Here is a 20,612-nt window from a genome sequence, read left to right as displayed (position 1 = left end):
TAAAAAAAGCGAAGACCACGCTGATCTTCGCTTTCCACGTTCTTTATAACATTGTTTGTTTGATTTATATGCTATTCTTCGCCTTCCACCAGCTGATAGATTTCCGGCAGATTGCGGCCCAGGCCATCATAATCGAGGCCATAGCCCAGCAGGAATTTATTAGGCACGGAGAAGCCCAGATAGTCGATTTTAATAGGATGTACCATGGCTTCCGGCTTGGTGAGCAGGGAAGCCACCAGCAGTTTTTTAGGTTGCTGATGTTCCAGCTGTGGCAGGAACTGGCTCAGTGTTTTGCCGGTATCCACAATATCTTCGAGGATCACCACTGTACGGCCGAAGAGGTCTTCGTCCAGACCGATGGCCTGCACCACATTACCGGTAGATTTGGTCCCTTTGTAAGACGCCAGTTTGATAAAGGATATCTCAGCGGGAATGTTGAGATATTTGAACACGTCACCGGCAAACATAAAAGAACCGTTGAGAATAGCGATAAACAGCGGGCGTTCATCTTTAAGGTCCCTGCTGATGTCTGCAGCTATTTCCTTAATACGCTGCTGCAGCTCTGTTGCACCAATATAGGGCTGGAATTTTTTGTCATGCACCTGAATAACCGACATAATACTACTTCATTTCCATATTTAACAATAATAAGCCGAAAAGGATTACTTGCTTATTTATTCACTAACAGGCGCTGTCCAATTTTAATATCGAAGCCCTGCAAATTATTCCATTCCTGTAACTGTGTTACGGACTTGTTGTACATTTTAGAGATACCGTACAGTGTTTCTTTAGGCTGTACTTCGTGGTACCTGGCGCCGGCAGCAGTTGATACCGGGGCTGGTTTGTATACCGGAGGTGGTGTAGCCGGCACCGGAGGAGCGGGAGCGGGCCTGTAGACCGGCGGTTGTGCAGCCGGCGGCGGTGTGGTGTTTTTGGCAGTGCCGTTGTTATTGCCTACTTCCCCTACTTTCTTCAGATCGTCCACCATACCAGCGGGAACGCCGCCCTCTTGCGGGCGTGCAGGCTGTGGTTCCGGAGCAGCAGTACCAGCACCAGTATTTTTAGCCACTTCTTCCTTTACTTTTTCAATTTCTTTGCGGGGAGAAAAATCTTCCGGCGGTTCCTGGTCTTCTTCTCTGATGATGCGGGTGTTTTTCGCGAGTGCGGGCGTGCGGGAGGCGAAACCATCGAGGGCCATGCGCTGGCCGGCGGCGGGTTCTTCCCCTTCATGCATTTTATTGCGGCGGCGCAACCATCTCAGGCGGATACCTTCTGCCTGTGCAATATCGTGCATGGTTTCACCATTGCTGACGTTATGGAATTCCTTATTACCTTTTTTACCTTTTTTCTGCAGGAAGATAAACATGTCTTTCCGGGGAGGATTGTCATTATCCAGGTCGTTGAAGCGGACCAGTTTGCTCAGGCGGATATCGTGTTTGCTGGCCAGTTGTATCAGGGAGGTGCCGGCTTTTACGTATACCACGCGGCGGCCGTTGATTTCAAACACGCCTTTGGGATAGTTGCCGGCCACAGGTTTGCCGCTACCCTGTTGAGGCCTGGAGGAAGGAGCCGGGCGGTTGTCCGGACGGCTGTTGTTACCCGCGTACACAGGTGGTTTTTCTTCGTTATAATCCTGTTCAGGAGCGGCTTTGCCCATCGCTATCAGCGTGTATTGCTGCAGGTTGTAATCTTCGATCACCTTGATCAGCTGCTGCGGATAGGTTTTATTGGTGGCGTATCCGGCCTGTTTTAGTCCGAAGGCCCAGGATTTATAATCGTCCCCGTCAAACTGGAACAGGAAAGCGTACCGGGGATTGTTGCGCAGGAAATCTGAGTGGTCGCGGTAAGAGTCCCGGGCGTTGTCGTATACGCGGAAACATTCCTGGGCGGCGTCGTCATCATAGCGGATGGTTTTGCCGGTCCAGGTGTTTTTGCATTTGATACCAAAGTGGTTGTTGGATTGCAGACAGAGCGTCCCGTTGCCGGACTGGGTTTCCACAATGCCCTGTGCCAGTTTGATGGCTGCGGGCACGCCGGTACGGCGCATTTCCTCCATGGCAATACTCTTGTAAGTAGCGATGTATTGCTGGGTGGTCATTTTCTGTGCCTTCAGCAGAGGCATGCAGCCAATAAGAAAACTGACTACCAACAAAAATTTTCTTACTTGCATGTATAATCGAATTTAATGGGCGTGGGTGTTGATGCTGGTTTACTTTTTCCTGATCAGGAGGATACCATCGCGGATGGTGAGCAACACCTGTTCTGCGCGGTCATCTGCCAGCACTTTTTCACAAAATCTGACCATGGCTTTGGCCTGGCTTCCCTGCTCATTTTCCGGCTGTAATACCTGTCCGTGGTACAATACATTATCAGCCAGAATAAATCCGCCGGGGCGCAGTTTTTCCCAAACCAGGTCATAATAATGCACATAACCGGCTTTATCAGCATCAATAAACACTAAATCAAACACCTCGTCCAGTGATGTCATCACTTCGGCTGCTTTTCCGATATGCATTTTTATTTTATCAGCATACCCGGATGCCTCAAAATATTGATGGCAAAGGGTTTCCAGTTCTTCGTTGATATCGATGGTGTGTAATATGCCGTCATCAGGCAGGCCTGCGGCCAGGCAGATGGCGGAATACCCTGTATATGTTCCCAGTTCCAGTATCCGGCGGGGGCGCAACATACGGCTGATCATCTCCAGGAATTTACCCTGTACATGGCCACTCAACATATGCGGCAATTCCACTTTCAGGTGCGTTTCACGGTTCAACTTGTACAACAGCGGATTTTCCGGGCTGGTGTATTTCTCAGCATATGCCTCAACTGCCGGTAGGAGCTCCATATATAAAATTTCTGCAAAGCTATGAAAAAAGCGGTTGCGGCGACACCCATCAACATAACGTTGCCCGGCCGGAATTTATTCTTCCGGCTAACGGGCAGGTATATCCGCGCCTGACGGGCGCGGCCGTATTAAAAGTTAGGTCTGAGTTTATTGGTGGTATAAAATACGCGGAAATACTCCACTACTTCGTCTGCGGTATCGAAAAGCTTCAACAGGCCCAGGTCCTGCGGGTTAATATTGCTTTCCTTTTCCATCATTACGGTACGTATCCATTCCAGCAGGCCGCTCCAGTATTCACGGCCTACAAGTACCATCGGAGTTTCTTCCATCTTCTTGGTCTGGATAAGGGTGGCCACTTCAAAAAATTCATCCATGGTACCAAATCCGCCGGGCATCATCACAAATCCCTGGGAATATTTGGTGAACATTACCTTGCGGACAAAGAAATAGTCGAAGTTGAGTCTTTTATCGGGGTCAATAAAGTTATTGGGGTTCTGCTCATGGGGCAGGGTGATATTGGCGCCTACGGATTTACCATGTGCAGTCTGTGCGCCTTTATTGGCGGCTTCCATTACACCCGGGCCACCACCGGTAATGATACCAAATCCTTCCTCCGCCAGTCTGCGGGAGATTTCCTGGGCCAGTTCATAATAGCGGTTACCCGGTTTGGTACGGGCAGATCCGAATATAGATATACAGGGGCCTATTTTGGCAAGTGATTCAAAGCCTTCCACGAATTCCGCCATGATCTTGAATATCTGCCAGCTGGAATGCGCTCTTGTTTCTGTCCAGTCTCTTTCTTTGAGGTTTTTTAAACTACCATTCATGCCATTGCTGTTTTTGTTGTAAAGAAATGCTGTCCTCCGCTTACGGGCAGGGATACCCTGTAATTTATAGAATTATTGGCTTTTTGGCATATAAAGTAATAAAAGCAGGTAACTTAAAAGAAACCCGCTTTACATTTAACACGTTATGAACATGCAGCCATGTTGTTAAAACCTGGCTGCAGAAACGTTGCTAAAGTTGGGTGATACAATTTGGTGAATATGTTCCAGCACAATATGAGGCCATCGTGGGCAATTGTTTTCATAACGTTTGATCTGCATTTAATTTATTAATAATTCATACAAAATCCTAATCCTTTTATGCTTTTGTTGTTTGATATTTTAACATTCGGCCCCGGGCACAAAAAAGGGAAACCATTTCGCCTATACGAAATGGTTTCCCTTTTTGTATTGTTCACTGCACTATAAGGAGGTGAGCTCTTCTGCCAGACCAAATGACAGCGTCATACCAGCTCCACTGAGGGCGTTTACGATAGTGACGTCCTTTTCAGGGCTCATTATCAGTTCGGTGCCGCCGTTGGTCAGTTTAGGGTAGATGCCATGCCATTGTTCCTGGATAGTGTAGGTGGGCGCCTCCAGAAAAGTGTGCATATATTTCAGGATGAGGTCATTGATAAATGCCTTATCAAATGGTTCGAAGTCCGGACCATATTCGTGTGAATCACCGATGGTCAGTTCGCCGGCGCCGTTCTGCGAAATCAGCAGGTGGACGCCCCATTTCACGTACTCCGGCATTTCTGCTGCAAACCGTTGCTTCAGCGGTGCCAGTGCGGCGCAATCGTTGAACGAAGCATAATGGGCCAGGGTGAGGCCGGCACACAGCGCCGGGCCCAGCTGCCAGTCGCCCGGCTGCGGAACGGTACGCATCATCTGCAGTTTGCATTTGGTAAGCGGGGCCGCAGCATACGCTGCAGGATACAGTGTTTCAAAATCCGCTCCGCTGCAAACATATACCTGTTCTACTTTCCATTTTTCGTCTTTGGTTTCGACATAGGGCATGCTGATACCGTTAACGGCTGTATTAAACCGGACGGCCACATTCATTTTCTCTTCGAGGTGGCGTGCGATGGAGGCACTGGCTTGTCGGGGGTTGACCGTCATTTCCGTCGGGCTCCAGAGGGCGCCCTGCAAGCCTGCTGTTTTGATGGCCCGGGTATATTGACCAATATTCTCCGGTGCTACCAGCTGGCAGTCAAATCCATTGGCAGGCGCTGCTGCTGCAAATTCTTCCAGTACGGCCAGTTCATCTTTTTCGTACACGAGGTGCAGTGAGCCTGTTTCCTGGCATTGCAGCCCTGTGGCTGCGGCCAGCTCTTTCCACACGCTGCGGCTATGCATGGCACGCTGGTACATCTTACCGGCACGCTGGCCGATAGGCCATACCAGTCCGAAATTGCGGATGGAAGCACTGATCGCCCTGCTGTTTCTTTCAAATAAAACTACTTTTTTCCCTTTGGACGCCAGTTTGTACGCCATGGCCAGTCCTACGATGCCGGCGCCTACTACGGCTACATCCGCTTGTTGTTGTTGCATGATCGCTATTGAGCAAGAGTTTATAATATAGATAACAGTTCATCAAGAGAAGCTACCAGGTGGGTATGCGGGCCTTTCGCCAGTTCTTCCCTGCTATAGGCGCCGGTAGTCACACCTACCACATAACGACAGCCGGCATTGGTACCTTCTTCCAGATCGGAAATAGTGTCTCCTACTTTCATCACTTCTTCTATACTGCGCACGCCCAGTGTTTCCATGATACGGTAGATCATATAAGGATAAGGACGGCCATGAGGCACTTCATCGCTGGTGGCTACCGCGTCGATCAGCCCCTGCTCCTGCCAGCCGGTGCGTTGCAGGATCACGTTAGTGATATCGCGGTCAAAACCAGTGTCCAGCGCCACTTTGACTCCTTTTTGCCGCAATGCCGCGAAGACCTCGGACACGCCCTGCTTCTCCCTTACGGAAGTATCTGTAGCGTAGTGCGCTTTCATGTTCTCCACAAAATGCGTGTGCAGCTGGTCAATAAACTGATCGTCTGCATGCCGCACATCGTTCTTTTGTTGCAGCAAATAACGGATCGCAAATGGTTTGGCGTACCCCATCACTTCGTTCACTTCTTCCAGGGATACCTGTACGCCTGCCAGTTGAATGGCCTGTTGCAGCACTTTGGCCACATTGGCCTCGTCGTGCAGCGTGGTGCCCGCAATATCAAAAACAGCTAATTTAATCTCCATCTCTTTAAAAATTGATGGAACAAAGGTATAAAAGTTGTAAAAATAAGTTTAGCATTTATAAACAAATTTAACAAGGAGGTAACATGAGGAGGAATAAAAAAAAACCCGTCCGGCTTACGCCAAACGGGTCATATCAATATTTTCCGGAGAAATCAGAAGCCCAAACCGGCGCCTACACGGTAGATCAGGTTATTACGGTAAGGGGAGCGGTTATCCTGGATCACATCATACATAATAGAGATACCGATACCTACCCGGCCACCTACGCTTTGGGTATAACCTGCGCCCACCAACAGGCTGGGCACACTGTAGTTGGTACTGAAATCACTTTTCGGATTGGTATAATACACCGTTGATTTCTGGGAAACGAAGTTATACTCCGGCTGAATGTGTACAAACAGCATCGGGATAGGATATACACGTCCCCAGATACCGCCGCCGAAGATGGTATATTTATCACGCTGGGCTACTTCGCCATAACCATTATAGCTTTTGAACTGTCCGTACTGCGCGTTTACGTTGATACCGGCGGCGATGTAGTCATTGAAACGGTAGCCCACGAGCGGGGACACCTCCACATTGGTATAATCGCCGAAAACCATGCCCAGTGAACCTCCCAGTATCAGCCGGGAACGGTCGAAACCGCGCGGCGCACTGGTGTCTGTTTTATAATACTGTGCATGCGCCAGCTGGGCGGAGATAAGAAGACAGATACCTATCAATAAACGTTTCATACCTGGTTTGTTATGTTTAACTAATGTTAGGGGTAAAAGCATGTATCCGGGCAAAAATAACCATTTACTGATTCTCTTTAGAAAGAAGGACAAATGGTAGACTTTTTCGCATTGGAAAAACTACGGTTAGAATATAATCCACTGTAAACCAAGCCGATCTCATACGCACCCCTCCTGCTGTTAGACACGGCCAGGTTGGAAGTAGTGACATCGTAACTGAACTGGAGTTTAATATTACTCAACTGATACCCCACCATGAACATAGCAGCATCTTTGGCGCGATAGTAAATACCACCGGACACCTGCTTGGTGCCATCACCGGAAAGATTGTACGCCGCGTTCAGCCCGATCACAAACTCGCTGGTGCTGGCCTGACGGGAGTAATAAGCACTGGGGTTGATGATCAGCAGATCACTGGTTTTGATGCTCGCATTCAGAAAACCGGTATAACGACGGGGCACTTTATTATCACCGTTATAAAAGGTTTCCCGGGGCGTATTGACATGCTGTACCGCGAAACCTGTATTGATGTACAGGTTTTCTGTCGGGAAATAAGCATAATTCATTCCTACGTTCAGATCAAAATAATTCACGGCGGACTGTGTAAACGGCTCTGCGGTGGGCATCTGGGAGTCAAAGAATTTTCCGTTCCACTGGTCCCCGAAAGTCAGTTTGGTAATATCCACCCGCTTGCCGGCAGATCCGGCCTGGAAGCCCATTGACAACAGGCTGCTTTCACCCAGCAGTTGATGATAGGCAACAGAGGCGTAGCCTTTGGTGGAAGTCAGATTTCCACTACCCGCCACATCACGAAGAATAACACCGCCTACGCCCAGCCATCCGTAGATGAGCCGGTCGCTCAACAGCTGGAAATCACCATATACCGACATGGTCCGGTAAGGCACCGGAATACTGGTCCACTGGTCGCGATAATTGGCCCCCACCCGGAAATTTCCGTCGGGGATAAAACCGGTATTGGCAGGGTTGGTGGTTAACGGCGAATTGTAATATTGCGAAAAGTGCAGGTCCTGTGCGGACACGCTCACCGTGAGCAACATTACGATCACCCACCCTGCGGTGATGTTAACAATCAGCTTCTTCATGACTCATCATCTTAACAAGGTTACATTTCCTGTCTTATTGGCCTTCGTACCGTCAGTAAACTCGAGGCTTACCACGTAAGCATATGCGTCCATTGGTTGCACAGCTCCCTTAAACGAGCCATCCCAGCCTATTCTGGGGTCAGTACTTTCAAAAATCAATTGTCCCCAGCGATTAAATATCTTGAGGTTAAACTTGGTCGCACCAAAAGACTTCACATAGAATACATCGTTCATTCCGTCGTTGTTGGGAGAAAATGCTGAAGGCACATCAAACAACGGCACCACAATAGCGCTCACCTGTTTGCAGACAGTGTGGGTACATCCTTCCTGATTAGCAGCGGTAAGGCACACGTTGTAAGTACCGGTTTTAAGGTACTGGTGCTGCGGGTTACGGGCAGAAGTCGTATCACCGTCGCCGAAGTTCCACAGGAAATGCAGCGGTTCTTGTCCCTGCGTCAGGTTGGTGAAAGTTACAGGTGTATTCTCGGTAGCCTTGGTAGGATTAAAATCGAAATCAGCGACCGGTGGTGCAGCCACCAGTACCTGCTTTGTGACACTGTCTTTTTTGTTACAGGTATTTTCATCCAGCGCCAGCAGCTTCACTTTCCACAATCCCGGCACATTGAATTTGTGTATCGGGTAAGGCTCTGTGGACTGTTCGCCATTATCTTCAAATGTCCAAAGGAAGCTGTCGCCGCCCAGGGTGGTATTATCCAGTTGTATTTCCGTGCCCACACAAACCGTGTCCGGCATACTGAACTGCGCAGTAACGTTAACGGCCACACGTAGCGGCTTCGTAATGGTTTCAGGCGCATTACAGAAGTTACTGTCCACCAGCGTGAGGCTCACGTTATAGACACCCGGTGCGGCGAACTTATGCGTATAAGGGAACTTGGACGGCCCTACATACTCGGGTTTGGAACCATCGCCCAGATCAAAGATGAAGGAACTGTCGCCGAATGCGCCGACAGGTGTGGCGTTGCTGGTAAACTCGTAGGCCAGGTCGGTACAGGGCAGCTTTCTTTGTGCATCAAAATCAAACTTGGCTTCGTTGTTGCCCAGCTTCACATCGATGTAGGCCGTATCTGCGCCGTTACAGCTGGCACGGTCAACTTTCACCAGCATGATGGTGAAAGTGCCAGCCTGGTTAAAGGTATGCTTGATCGTATCTTTTCCGTTTACCACGCTTCCATCCGGGAAATGCCATTCCCATCTTTCTGCCGGCAGGCGGGTGGTGTCTACAAAGGTGATGTCACTGGGCACACAGAAATTCGATCTGCGGTTCAGTGTCTTAATACCTGCTTTTACGCCGTCGAGGTTAAAGGCGATTTTCAGGGCGCCATAGTTACAGGCCGGCGGCGGCGTGCTGGAATAAGCGCCCGGCGTAGTGGGATAACGGGGCTTGCTGCCGTTCTGGCTTACGTTACACCAGGCACAAATACCCTGGTAGATCACCCCGTTACGGTCAAAGCGGCTGGTGCCGCCATCTACGTGTTCATACAGGCCATTACCGCCAAACCAGCTGCCAAACAGCTGAGCGGCGGCATCACGCTGCAACACAAAGAAGTAGAAGTCCATGCCGTCTGTAGAGCTCTGAATAGCATTTTTCGCCGGCAGCCCGAAAGTACCGGAGTTGGGGTAATGCAATGAGTTATTGATACCTCCGCCCCAGCCAGACACATACACGTTTTCGCAGCGGTCCACCAGGAAAGCGGTAGGAGAAATAGACGGTGTAGAGGCCAGCTGCCGCCGTTTGCCGAAAGTAGTGGAATAAACAAACGCACTCAAGTCGGACTGTAATTTCACAATATACTGCAGCGAGTTATCATTGTAGTCGCCGGGGTTCAGCAGTTTGATCGGCCATGTGCCTTCAGTAGTGCCCATCGCGTATACAAACCCGTTCTTATCAAGCTGAATACCGTATACCTGGTCGGCCGACGGATCATCGGAGCCGAGGTAAGTGCTCTGTAATATTTTTGTTCCGTCGTTGGTGATATGGGTAATAAAGCCATCACACACACCGCCGCGGTAATTAGGATAAATCGCTCCGGGAGTGACGGTAAAATTACTGCTGGCGGTACCACCAGCCACGTATAATGTATTGAGCTTATTGAGCGCGATCACATACGCAGCATCTTCTGCCGAGCCGCCGAGATAACTGCACCATACCAATGACTGGCACAATGGGTTGATCTTCATCACCACTCCATCCTGTGATCCGCCGAAGGTGCCCTGGAAAACACCTGCTGTCACCGGGAAATCGTTGGAACGGGTACAGCCTGCCACATAGATATAACCCGCATCGTCAATTACGACTTCACTGCGGGCGTCGTCGCCGTAGTTACGCAGCAGCACCCAGTCACCACCGGCGCGGTTTTCACGCATATTAACGCCATCATCGGCGCTGCCGGCAACAATCAATGACCCGATCAGCGCGCTCCCCGTGGCATTGAGCTTGGTGACCACGATGTCCCAGCCACCACGATTGTTGCCTTCCACTTTATCATAAGGGTAGTTGGCGGAAGTGGTCCTGCCGGAAATCACCAAATTGCCCTGTTTGTCCACAAACAAGCTGTGTGGCTGTTCCTGTCCGTCACCGCCAATGTAGGTGGCATAAATCAACCTCGTACCATTGGGGTTGAATTTGGAGATGCCGATATCAAAAGTTCCGCCATTGAACGCTGTCTTATAAGCACCGTTGGTGGTAGGATAACCGGCGCCAAACACGATACCGCCGCCATAGAAGTTACCGGCATCGTCATAGGTAGCGGTAAACCCCCAGTTATCTGCCCGGGAACCGGAAACAGTGGAGAACACATATACCGGGTCTATCACCAGCGGGTAAGCAGGATCATATTCACCGGAAATCTTAAATCCTACCTTATTACCGTTCAGGCGGTAGGACACTTTTACGGGCACGCGTTGGTTATTCACATACTGGTAAGCATATGGCAACTGTTCAATGACATCGCCTACCGTAGTATGTACCAGCAGTTGTCCTTTTTTTATTTCCATGCCGCTGGCGCCTTCATATGATAATTGAACTTTATCAGGATTGGCGCCTGCTGCCACGATGATATCGTATTTCAGTTGGGAGGCATCGGAATACACATGTGCGTCGATACCAGGGTACAGTGATTTATACAACAGCCCCTGATAGGACTTTACATTGGAAGCCCATTTGGAGCGGTCGTTACCGATGAAATAATTGCTCAGTGATTCCTGTGCTTTTTCCGGGATGATTTCCGGGTTTTCGTTGGCGCCGATAAAATTAACCTGGTAAGCATGACCTCTTACATCCGGCAGGCGACGGGGCCTTCCGGGCGATGGTTCCCCGCTTCTGGCATCTGCGGCTGATTTACCGGCAGCACTATTTTTGGGTACCACCACGGCACCGGAATCAGCAGCTTCACCATGACCGTGCATATATTCATACAGGTCATGCATATCATCCTTGTTATACAGCATGAAAGTGAAGCCTGTTTTTCTCAGCCAGATATCGGCGGTGCCCACGTCTGATTTATACAAGACCTGAGGGTCCCACTGGCCTTTATTTTCGATAAAGTTCAATGGGGTGAAATTGGTTGACTGTTGCCCCCGGGCAATAAAACCGGTAAACAACAGGAGGATCATCATTCCAATAAGGCCGCTCGGGAGGGTAAATTTCAACGGGATAAGATTTATTTTAATGCCAAAAAAACCAATATACATCTATAAACGCAGAAGCCCATTAAATTGTTACGGGCACTAGCTATAATACCGCTGTCCTGACGATACGTTTTAGGGATTATATCATATATTCAGACGGTATAAATTAATAAACGTTAAAAGCGTCAGGAAATTTTACTCCATTGAGATTTCCCGCGCTGAAGCGCTAAATATTCTTTTAAGCCTTGATTTTCAGGGAGGACGAGATCAGGATCTTCTGATAATATTTTTTCGGCGCTGGCGCGGGCGGCTTCCAGCACGGCCCTGTCCTGCACAATGTCTGCCAGTTTGAAATCCAGTATCCCACTTTGGCGGGTGCCTTCTATATCACCTGGGCCACGCAGTTCCATATCTTTTTCCGAGATGATAAAACCATTGTTGGTCTGTACCATCACGTTGATACGTTCTTTGGAGACTTTACCCAGTTTGCTGCCTGTCATCAGAATGCAGAAGGACTGTTCTGCGCCGCGTCCTACGCGGCCCCGGAGCTGGTGCAGCTGGGAGAGGCCGAACCGTTCGGTGCTTTCAATGACCATGACAGATGCATTGGGCACGTTAACGCCTACTTCGATCACCGTAGTGGCCACCATGATATGTGTGTCGCCGGAAACGAAGCGCTGCATGTTGGTTTCCCGCATTTCTGCCGGCTGGCGGCCATGCACCATACTGATATAAAACTGCGGTTCAGGGAAAAATGCTTTTACTTCCTCATAACCTTTCATGAGGTTTTCGTAGTCCAGTTTTTCGCTGTCTTCGATGAGTGGATATACGATATAGGCCTGGCGGCCTTTTTTAAGTTCATCTTTGATGAAGTTCATTACCTGCGGGCGCTGAAATTCTGTGCGGTGAACGGTGGTGATGGGTTTTCTGCCGGGAGGCATCTCATCGATCACGGACACGTCGAGGTCGCCGTAGATGGTCATTGCCAGCGTGCGCGGTATAGGCGTTGCCGTCATGACAAGGATATGTGGCGGGACGGTGTTTTTTTCCCATAGCCGTGCCCGTTGGGCCACGCCAAAACGGTGCTGTTCGTCTACGATGGCCATGCCCAGGTTCTGGAACACCACTTCTTTTTCCAGCAGGGCATGGGTGCCTACCAGGAAGTGGATGCTGCCATCGGCTACGCCAGCCAGTATTTGTTTGCGGGCTTTGCCTTTGATGCTGCCTGTCAGCAGTGCGATTTTCACGGGCATATGCTGCAGCAGGTCTGCCAGCCCTTTATAGTGTTGCTGTGCTAAAATTTCCGTAGGCGCCATGAGGCAGGCCTGAAAACCGTTGTCTTTCGCCAGCAGCATGGTCAGCAATGCCACCATGGTTTTGCCGCTGCCCACGTCTCCCTGCAACAGGCGGTTCATCTGCCGGCCATGCACGGTGTCCATGCGGATTTCCTTCAGTACGCGTTTCTGTGCGCCGGTAAGGTCAAACGGCAGATGGTTGTTGTAAAATTCATTGAAAGATTCACCGACGGCGCCAAACACGTAACCATGCGACAACTTTTGCCGTTTGATTTTAAGGCGGCATATTCTGATCTGTGCGATGAACAGTTCTTCAAATTTCAGGCGGCGCTGGGCCTGGTGTGCCTCGTCTTCATTACCGGGCAGGTGTATCTTGAAATACGCCCTGGAACGAGGCATCAGCCGGTACTGTTGTAACACTTCCACCGGAATATTTTCCCTGACTTCTGCAGGCGACATCTGTTCGAGCAGCGTCTTTGTCAGTTTTCCGATAGCCTTTGCCGTTAGTCCGCGGGCTTTCAGTTTTTCGGTGGTGGAATATACCGGTTCGAGGTATTGTTTTCCTGACGCGATCTCTTCCGTCAGCAGGTCCATTTCCGGATGCGCCAGCTGTGGAACGCCGTTGAATACGGAGATACGGCCATATACCAGGTAGGCCACATTTTCCCGCAGTGATTTTTGCATCCATTGCCATCCCTGGAACCATACCAGTTCAATGACGCCGGTTTCGTCCTTGAAGGTGGCCACCAGTCGTTTTCCTCTGTTCTCACCTATTACTTCCATGCGCAGGATACGGCCGCGTATCTGCACAAAATCCTCATAACCGCTCAGGGAAGCGATCTTGTCTATCTTGGTACGGTCCACGTACCGGAAAGGAAAATACTGCAAAAGATCGCCAAAAGTATGTATGCCGATCTCTTTGCGCAGCAGCTCTCCTTTTTGCGGACCTACGCCTTTGAGATATTCTATCGGATTGGATAATATGGGTGTGAATGTTGAGATAATAAACCGGTTTTAATGAGCCACGAAGATAATTTAAAAAGATTAGCGAAGATAAAAGCTGCCACAGCTTTCATCTTCGCTAATCTTCTATTTTCGGTCAGTATCCTGAATTATTCAGCGTCAGCTGTTACCTTTCCTTCAACGAACTGTTTCATCCATTCAGTAGTAACGGATTTAGGTCTTTCGAGGGAGAGTCCCAGACCTCTGTCCCAGCAGAGGGAAGCCAGTACGCCCAGTGCGCGGGATACGCCAAACAGTACGGTGTAAAATTCATATTCCACCATGCCGTAATGTACCAGTAATGCGCCGGAGTGCGCGTCCACGTTAGGCCATGGGTTTTTCACTTTGCCCAGGTCCTGTAAAATTGGCGGTACGGTTTCGTATACGGTCCACACAATTTTCACCAGTTCATCGTTAGGCAGGTGTTTTTTAGCAAATTCCATCTGCGCGGTGAAGCGGGGATCTGTTTTACGGAGTACAGCGTGACCGTAGCCTGGCACTACTTTACCTTCAGACAGGGTTTTGCGTACATACGCTTCTATCTGTTCTTTGGTAGGCATGCCACCACCCAGTTCTTCGCGCATGGAGAGAATCCATTTGATCACTTCCTGGTTGGCAAGGCCGTGCAGCGGACCAGCCAGGCCGTTCATACCAGCCGCGAAAGACAGGTAGGCATCGCTGAGGGCGGAACCTACCAGGTGCGTCGTGTGTGCGCTCACGTTACCACCTTCGTGGTCAGCGTGGATCACCATGTAGAGGCGCATCAGTTCTTTGAAGCCTTCATCGGAGTAACCCAGCATATGTGCGAAGTTACCTGCCCAGTCCAGCATGCCGTTAGGCTGGATATGCTGGCCGCCTTTGTATTTACGGCGGTAGATGTAAGCAGCGATACGGGGAAGACGGGCGATGAGGTTCATCGTGTCTTCATACATGTAGCTCCAGTAGTCTTTTTTATTGATACCTTCAGCATAAGCTTTTGCAAACGCGGATTCGGTTTGCAGCGCCATAATACCTACAGTAAACATCGTCATCGGGTGAGTAGTGATAGGCAATGCCTCAATAGCATCAAATACGTGATTAGGTACATGAGAACGGCGGCCCCACATGCTGGATAAATACTGTACATCTGCTTCGCTCGGCAACTCACCAATCAACATCAGGTAAAACAGCCCTTCCGGCAGTGGTTCAGCACCACCTGGCGCTTTGGGTAAATGTTCTCTCAACTCCGGAATGGAATATCCGCGAAAACGGATACCTTCATTTGCATCCAGCAGGGAAGTTTCCGTTACAATGCCGGTAATACCGCGCATCCCCTGATAAACCTGCGCCACTGTTACGTCTTCAATTTTTTTTGTGCCGTGGTTCTTTACCAGGTCCTTTACTTCAACGTTAAGATCATCTGCTTTAACCTTGAACTTTTCTTTTATGTACCCCATTTTACTGCTATTGTTTATAAAATGAAACAAAATCGATCAATTGTCAAAAGTAATGATTTGTTAACGAAGTTACCACCATTTAGCAGTATTTAATGTCAATTTAATAAGCAATTCACATCGAAAGAACCAGTGTAACAAGCCACCTCCCCGTAATATAACATATTTGAAAATCATCAATTTATAAATAAAAAATAAACCGCATGATATCGACGTTAAAGAAATGTAAATTTTTTCAGAACCAATTGAAAATATTGAAAGCATAGGCTTCAAAATTTCATTTTTGTTCATCAACATGGACAATTTTTGTTTATCGAAACGGAATTGGAAGCGGATATAACGCAGGGGAGAAAACAAAGCAGATTTTTTTTGCGTCCGGGTAAAAATAAGGGAGATTTAAGCCCTCCCACCCCGACCGGAGCGCCATCAAATTAAAAAGGCCCCTTAAAGGAGCCCATTTTTGAAAATAAAGTATGTATAGCCAATACTTATAAGCTATGAAAAATAAACACCCTGACACACATCGTAGCCCAGGGCTTCAGCCCTGGGTCATTTAGGCGCACGGCGGTACAGGTAAAACGCCAGCCCTCCGAAAAGCACATTAGGTATCCATACGGCCACCAGCGGGTTCAGGTCGGCTTTGGTACTGAACACAGTGGTAAACTGCATCAGGATGATATAGCTGGCGCTGATCACAATACCCACGGCCAGGTGCAGGCCACTGCCGCCCCTTACCTTTTTGGCGGCAATAATGCCTCCGATAAGGGTGAGGATCACCACCGCAGCAGCTGCGGCCGTTCTCCGGTAGTATTCCACCCAATAGGTGTTCAGTCCTTCGGAGCCGCGGATGGCTTCCCGTTTGATATATTTACGCAGATCGGGCGTGGTCATGGCTTCCTGCAGGTTCTTCACCTCCAGCAGGTCTTTTGGGTTCAGGGCGATCTTTAAGATGGAATCCTGGCGACTGTACCATTTCTCCTTTAAGCCATCCATATTTCGTACAGACACGTAGTCCAGTCTCCATGCCTTTTTGGTGGAATCCCAGGTGATACGGTCGGCACGCAGCTTCACGGTCATCAGTTGTTTATCCACTTTTTCCATGGTAAAGTTGCTGCCGCTTTTATAGTTGGGATCGTAGGTACCGAAAGTCACGTAGGTAAAGCTGTCGATACGGCTGGTACGGTCGTATTGCGACTGCTCATTGTCTGGTGTATGTATCCGGGTATTTTCAAAAGTGGTACGGATACGGTTGGCGTTAGGTACCACCCAGTAGTTGGCCAGCCAGAGGATGCCGCCAAACAGGAACGCACCTACCCAGTAGGGGCGCAGGAAGCGACGGAAACTCACCCCGGCGCTCAGGATGGCAATGATCTCCGACCGGTAGGCCATTTTGGAGGTAAAGAAAATAACCGAGATGAATATGAACAGGGGAAACAGCAAGGCTGCGATATGCGGGATAAAACCAAAGTAATAGTCCACGATCACATCGTGCAGGGATATATGATACTTAATGAAATCATCTATCTTCTCTGTGATATCGATCACTACGGAAATGACCAGCAATATCATCAGGGAATAAATAAAAGTTCCAATGAGCTTGCGTAAAATGTACCAGTCTATTTTAGTCATGAGCCCAAAGATATTAGTTTATTTTATTGTCTGAACTTTTACAGTCGCGTTTTCAGTTGCTGTACCATTCCTGTTTTCCACGTAGCGAAAGTACCGGCCAGTATCTGGCGGCGGGCTTCCTTGACCAGCTCCAGATAAAAAGCGAGGTTGTGGATACTCGCCAATGTCATGCCTAAAATTTCACCGGCCACAAACAGGTGGCGCAGGTAGGCACGGGAATAGTCGCGGGTGGCAAAACATTCGCTGTTGGCGTCGATCGGATTAAAATCGGTGGCCCATTTTTTATTACGGATGTTCATCACGCCGTTCCAGGTAAAGAGCATGCCGTTACGGCCGTTACGGGTGGGCATTACGCAGTCGAACATATCCACGCCGAGGGCGATATTTTCCAGGATGTTCCAGGGCGTGCCCACGCCCATGAGGTAACGGGGCTTGTCCTGCGGCAGGATTTCGGTCACCAGGCCGCACATTTCATACATTTCATTTTCCGGTTCGCCTACGCTCAAACCACCGATGGCATTGCCTGCGGCGCCACGGGAGGCGATATACTCCGCAGATGCCTTACGGAGGTCTTTATAGGTACTGCCCTGTACGATGGGGAACAGTGTCTGTTCATGGCCGTAGGCGGGCTGTGTGTCTTTCAGTCGCTGAATGCAGCGGTCCAGCCAGCGGTGCGTCAGCTCCATGGATTTACGTGCATAACGGTATTCTGAAGGGTACGGCGGGCATTCATCGAATGCCATGATAATATCGGCGCCGATGGTCCGTTGGATATCCATCACGTTTTCGGGGGTGAACAGGTGTTTGGAGCCATCGATATGGGATTGAAACACTACCCCTTCTTCCTTGATTTTGCGGTTGGCGGCCAGGGAAAATACCTGATACCCACCACTGTCGGTCAGTATAGGGCGGTCCCAGCCGTTGAATTTATGCAGGCCGCCGGCCAGTGACAACACTTCCAGCCCCGGGCGCAGGTACAGATGGTAAGTATTGCCCAGGATGATCTGTGCCTGTACATCGTCACGTACCTGGTCCTGGGTAACGGCTTTCACGCTGCCCACTGTGCCTACCGGCATAAAAATCGGCGTTTCTATGGTACCATGGGCCGTGGTGATCTTACCTGCCCTGGCATTACTGCCTTTATCTGTAGTTATCAGTTCAAAATTCACAGCTCTTAATTTCAGCGTGCAAAGATCGGATTATTTGGCTATTTTCTCATTTGATGATTTTATCCTTCGAAGCAGGATTTTTTATTATTTTACAGATAATAAAAATATTATATTTTTGCCAGCATTATGCTTGACAATCTGGGTGAAATTGCCTTATACTTTTTCGCTGCCGTAGCAGGAATTCAAACGATATATTATCTGTTTGTCTTTTCCCGGGTAGCTTTTTATCGTCGTAAGTTTGACCTGGACCAAGCGCCTGGCGGCCCTTTTTCAGTGATCATCTGCGCCAAGGATGAAGAACTTAACCTGCAGAAAAATCTGCCGGGCGTATTACAGCAGCGTTATCATGTGCATCATAAACCGGAATATGAGGTGATTGTGGTCAACGATAACTCTGAAGATGATACCAAATACTATCTCCGCTCCATAGAGCCGGGTTATCCACACTACCGTCATATTGAAATCAAACAAGCCGCCAAATTCATCCCCGGGAAAAAATATCCGCTGTCCATAGGCCTGAAAGGCGCCCAGTACGATAATGTACTGCTTACAGACGCCGACTGCAAGCCGGGCAGCACATACTGGTTGACGTTAATGAGCCAGGGGTTTGACGATGACAAGGAAATAGTGCTGGGTTACGGCGCTTACCATAAAAAACCAGGCTTCCTGAATAAAGTGATCCGTTACGAAACCTTTTTCAGTGCCCTGCAGCACCTGTCCTTTGCCATGAGCGGCATGCCCTACATGGGCGTGGGCCGCAACCTGGCTTACAAGAGGGAGCTGTTCTTCCGCCATAAAGGATTTACCAGCCATCAGCACCTGGCCAGCGGCGATGACGATCTGTTTGTCAATTCCGCCGCCAACCGCAAAAATGTGGGAGTAGTCATCGATAAGCAGGCATTTACCTATTCAGAGCCTAAACTGAGCTGGAAAAGCTGGTTCAGGCAAAAAACAAGGCATATGTCCACCGGCAAACACTACCGCTTTGGGCATAAGTTTGTGCTGGGCCTGTTTTCCCTGACACATTTCCTCTTTTACCCGGCCCTTATTTTCGCGCTGTTTTTCCCGCCGCCAATTTTGTGGTACGTGCTGGGCATCTTCGCGACCAAGGTACTGGTGCAGTCCATTATCACCTACGCCGCCATGCGCAGGCTCGATGAAAGCGATCTTTTCAAGTTCAGCTGGCTAATGGACATCTTCATGGTATTATATTATATCATCTTTACGCCAGCGCTGATGTTCCGCTCCAAAAACAAATGGTAGGTCATCTACCTGAATGATAACAGAATGGCGGAGATACTCCGCCATTCGTCGTTTTATAAGGGCCAATTCTTTACTTTTGCGCCATGGAGATTATTTTAAAGTATTTCAGCGATTTTACGCCTGCCCAGTCACAACAGTTGGAAGCCCTGAAAGGATTGTATGAGGAATGGAACGGGAAAATCAATGTGATTTCCCGCAAGGATATTGATTCTTTGTATGAGCGGCATGTGTTGCATTCCCTGAGCATAGCGGCCATCGCAGATTTCCAGCCGGGCACCCAGATACTGGACCTGGGCACCGGCGGCGGTTTCCCCGGCATTCCGCTGGCCATCTTCTTCCCGGAAGTACAGTTCCACCTGGTAGACTCCATCGGCAAAAAAATCAAGGTGGTACAGGGCGTTGCAGAAGCCCTCGGCCTGAAAAACGTTACCAGCGCACATAGCCGCGTAGAAGAGATTAAAAACCGTAAATTCGATATCGTAGTGTCCAGGGCAGTAGCCCCGCTGGCCGACCTGTGGCGGTGGAGCAAGCCCCTGCTGAAGAAATCGGCCGTGCCCGGCAAACAGTTCGAAAAAGGACTGATATGCCTGAAAGGCGGCGACCTGGCGCAGGAAATCTCTGAAAGCGGCGTAAAACCGCGGTTAATAGACATTTATGATATTTTTCCGGAAGAAAGTTTTAAGGAGAAATACATTGTGATGGTTAAAAGCTGAGGAATAACCGCCATGGACGCTCGTTTTGTTGCCCCTGATATTTTTTTTTAAGAAAAATAAAATATCGTTTTTACTGTTTCGTCTTCCTTATTACGATGAAACAGTTGCTCCTCACAAACAGCATAATGGCCCAAGAGCAAAACGACCGCATACAGGCTACGGTAAAGCAGGAACGCAAGCGTTTACTGCACTTCATCCGGCAGCGTGTCAACAACGCGTCGGATGCGGAGGACATATTGCAGGACGTACTGTACCAGTTCACCGAATACCTGCGCCTCGGCAGTCAGATAGACTCCATTACGGGCTGGCTCTTTGCGGTGACGCGCAACCGGATCACCGACTGGTTCCGCAAGAAAAAAGAAACACCTTTCACCGACTTTACGCGCGAAATAGAAGGAGAGGAAGTCCTTTTTCTGCCGGAAATCCTTGCTGATGAAAACTTACAAGCCGACACCCCGTTAACGCGGAAGATCATATCGGAAGCGATTACACAGGCTATCGATGAATTACCTGCCGAACAAAAACAGGTCTTCCTGCAACACGAACTGGAAGGCAAATCATTTAAGGAAATGAGCGAAGAAACAGGCATCGGCGTCAACACGCTGTTGTCCAGGAAACGCTATGCAGTACTGTATCTGCGGGAACGGCTGGCAGAACTTTATCAGGAACTATTTAATAACTAACATCAAATTATTCAAG

At 49.2% G+C, this 20,612-nt stretch carries 16 protein-coding genes; 3 read left to right on the top strand and 13 right to left on the bottom strand.

The window, feature by feature from the left end:
* Positions 1-71: 71 nt before the first annotated feature.
* From hpt to tgt, 13 genes are all read right to left on the bottom strand, one after another.
* Positions 72-617 (bottom strand): hypoxanthine phosphoribosyltransferase, encoded by a 546-nt coding sequence (gene hpt, locus ACTJJS_RS19810; RefSeq protein WP_168869966.1) that lies wholly within the window; start codon positions 615-617, stop codon positions 72-74.
* Positions 618-670: 53 nt separating this feature from the next.
* Positions 671-2,170, bottom strand: coding sequence for a glucosaminidase domain-containing protein (locus ACTJJS_RS19805; RefSeq protein ID WP_440664963.1), 1,500 nt, complete (start codon positions 2,168-2,170; stop codon positions 671-673).
* A 39-nt stretch (positions 2,171-2,209) separates the two neighbouring features.
* On the bottom strand, positions 2,210-2,848 hold the full coding sequence (locus ACTJJS_RS19800; protein ID WP_168869968.1) for an O-methyltransferase: 639 nt from the start codon (positions 2,846-2,848) through the stop codon (positions 2,210-2,212).
* Positions 2,849-2,976: 128 nt separating this feature from the next.
* On the bottom strand, positions 2,977-3,675 hold the full coding sequence (locus tag ACTJJS_RS19795; protein ID WP_440664962.1) for a TIGR00730 family Rossman fold protein: 699 nt from the start codon (positions 3,673-3,675) through the stop codon (positions 2,977-2,979).
* A gap of 420 nt (positions 3,676-4,095) precedes the next feature.
* Complete coding sequence (locus tag ACTJJS_RS19790; RefSeq protein WP_440664961.1) at positions 4,096-5,226, bottom strand: TIGR03364 family FAD-dependent oxidoreductase; 1,131 nt, start codon at positions 5,224-5,226, stop codon at positions 4,096-4,098.
* 20 nt (positions 5,227-5,246) lie between these two features.
* Positions 5,247-5,924 carry a phosphonatase-like hydrolase gene (locus ACTJJS_RS19785; protein WP_440664960.1) on the bottom strand — a complete coding sequence of 226 codons (678 nt, stop codon included), beginning with the start codon at positions 5,922-5,924 and terminating at the stop codon, positions 5,247-5,249.
* A 152-nt stretch (positions 5,925-6,076) separates the two neighbouring features.
* Positions 6,077-6,658 (bottom strand): porin family protein, encoded by a 582-nt coding sequence (locus ACTJJS_RS19780; RefSeq protein ID WP_168869971.1) that lies wholly within the window; start codon positions 6,656-6,658, stop codon positions 6,077-6,079.
* Positions 6,659-6,735: 77 nt separating this feature from the next.
* On the bottom strand, positions 6,736-7,761 hold the full coding sequence (locus ACTJJS_RS19775; protein ID WP_168869972.1) for a PorP/SprF family type IX secretion system membrane protein: 1,026 nt from the start codon (positions 7,759-7,761) through the stop codon (positions 6,736-6,738).
* 6 nt (positions 7,762-7,767) lie between these two features.
* The gene (locus ACTJJS_RS19770; protein ID WP_440664959.1) at positions 7,768-11,430 is read right to left on the bottom strand and encodes a PKD domain-containing protein; all 3,663 of its coding nucleotides are present in this window, start codon (positions 11,428-11,430) and stop codon (positions 7,768-7,770) included.
* Between the two features lie 164 nt (positions 11,431-11,594).
* Positions 11,595-13,673, bottom strand: a complete 2,079-nt coding sequence (gene recG, locus ACTJJS_RS19765) for an ATP-dependent DNA helicase RecG (protein WP_440665017.1) — start codon at positions 13,671-13,673, stop codon at positions 11,595-11,597.
* A gap of 143 nt (positions 13,674-13,816) precedes the next feature.
* Positions 13,817-15,142, bottom strand: a complete 1,326-nt coding sequence (locus ACTJJS_RS19760) for a citrate (Si)-synthase, eukaryotic (protein ID WP_440664958.1) — start codon at positions 15,140-15,142, stop codon at positions 13,817-13,819.
* A gap of 546 nt (positions 15,143-15,688) precedes the next feature.
* Complete coding sequence (locus ACTJJS_RS19755; RefSeq protein WP_168869975.1) at positions 15,689-16,768, bottom strand: LptF/LptG family permease; 1,080 nt, start codon at positions 16,766-16,768, stop codon at positions 15,689-15,691.
* Positions 16,769-16,806: 38 nt separating this feature from the next.
* Positions 16,807-17,937 carry a tRNA guanosine(34) transglycosylase Tgt gene (gene tgt, locus ACTJJS_RS19750; protein WP_168869976.1) on the bottom strand — a complete coding sequence of 377 codons (1,131 nt, stop codon included), beginning with the start codon at positions 17,935-17,937 and terminating at the stop codon, positions 16,807-16,809.
* 126 nt (positions 17,938-18,063) lie between these two features.
* On the opposite strand from tgt, the gene ACTJJS_RS19745 reads away from it, so the two are divergent.
* From ACTJJS_RS19745 to ACTJJS_RS19735, 3 genes are all read left to right on the top strand, one after another.
* A complete protein-coding gene (locus ACTJJS_RS19745; protein WP_440664957.1) occupies positions 18,064-19,200 on the top strand; it encodes a glycosyltransferase in 1,137 nt (378 codons plus the stop codon).
* Between the two features lie 83 nt (positions 19,201-19,283).
* A complete protein-coding gene (rsmG, locus tag ACTJJS_RS19740) occupies positions 19,284-19,913 on the top strand; it encodes a 16S rRNA (guanine(527)-N(7))-methyltransferase RsmG (RefSeq protein ID WP_168869978.1) in 630 nt (209 codons plus the stop codon).
* 125 nt (positions 19,914-20,038) lie between these two features.
* Positions 20,039-20,596 (top strand): RNA polymerase sigma factor, encoded by a 558-nt coding sequence (locus tag ACTJJS_RS19735; RefSeq protein ID WP_168869979.1) that lies wholly within the window; start codon positions 20,039-20,041, stop codon positions 20,594-20,596.
* Positions 20,597-20,612: the final 16 nt, after the last annotated feature.

The organism is Chitinophaga sp. 22308 (assembly GCF_052045305.1).
Classification (GTDB): Bacteria; Bacteroidota; Bacteroidia; order Chitinophagales; family Chitinophagaceae; genus Chitinophaga; species Chitinophaga varians_A.
Note: the sequence above shows the minus strand (reverse complement) of the source record. Positions and strands in the feature narration are given on the sequence as shown.

Coding starts and splice junctions, on each gene's coding strand:
- hpt (WP_168869966.1), bottom strand. CDS start 617: ATGTCGGTTATTCAGGTGCATGACAAAAAATTCCAGCCCTATATTGGT.
- ACTJJS_RS19805 (WP_440664963.1), bottom strand. CDS start 2,170: ATGCAAGTAAGAAAATTTTTGTTGGTAGTCAGTTTTCTTATTGGCTGC.
- ACTJJS_RS19800 (WP_168869968.1), bottom strand. CDS start 2,848: ATGGAGCTCCTACCGGCAGTTGAGGCATATGCTGAGAAATACACCAGC.
- ACTJJS_RS19795 (WP_440664962.1), bottom strand. CDS start 3,675: ATGAATGGTAGTTTAAAAAACCTCAAAGAAAGAGACTGGACAGAAACA.
- ACTJJS_RS19790 (WP_440664961.1), bottom strand. CDS start 5,226: ATGCAACAACAACAAGCGGATGTAGCCGTAGTAGGCGCCGGCATCGTA.
- ACTJJS_RS19785 (WP_440664960.1), bottom strand. CDS start 5,924: ATGGAGATTAAATTAGCTGTTTTTGATATTGCGGGCACCACGCTGCAC.
- ACTJJS_RS19780 (WP_168869971.1), bottom strand. CDS start 6,658: ATGAAACGTTTATTGATAGGTATCTGTCTTCTTATCTCCGCCCAGCTG.
- ACTJJS_RS19775 (WP_168869972.1), bottom strand. CDS start 7,761: ATGAAGAAGCTGATTGTTAACATCACCGCAGGGTGGGTGATCGTAATG.
- ACTJJS_RS19760 (WP_440664958.1), bottom strand. CDS start 15,142: ATGGGGTACATAAAAGAAAAGTTCAAGGTTAAAGCAGATGATCTTAAC.
- ACTJJS_RS19755 (WP_168869975.1), bottom strand. CDS start 16,768: ATGACTAAAATAGACTGGTACATTTTACGCAAGCTCATTGGAACTTTT.
- ACTJJS_RS19745 (WP_440664957.1), top strand. CDS start 18,064: ATGCTTGACAATCTGGGTGAAATTGCCTTATACTTTTTCGCTGCCGTA.
- rsmG (WP_168869978.1), top strand. CDS start 19,284: ATGGAGATTATTTTAAAGTATTTCAGCGATTTTACGCCTGCCCAGTCA.
- ACTJJS_RS19735 (WP_168869979.1), top strand. CDS start 20,039: ATGGCCCAAGAGCAAAACGACCGCATACAGGCTACGGTAAAGCAGGAA.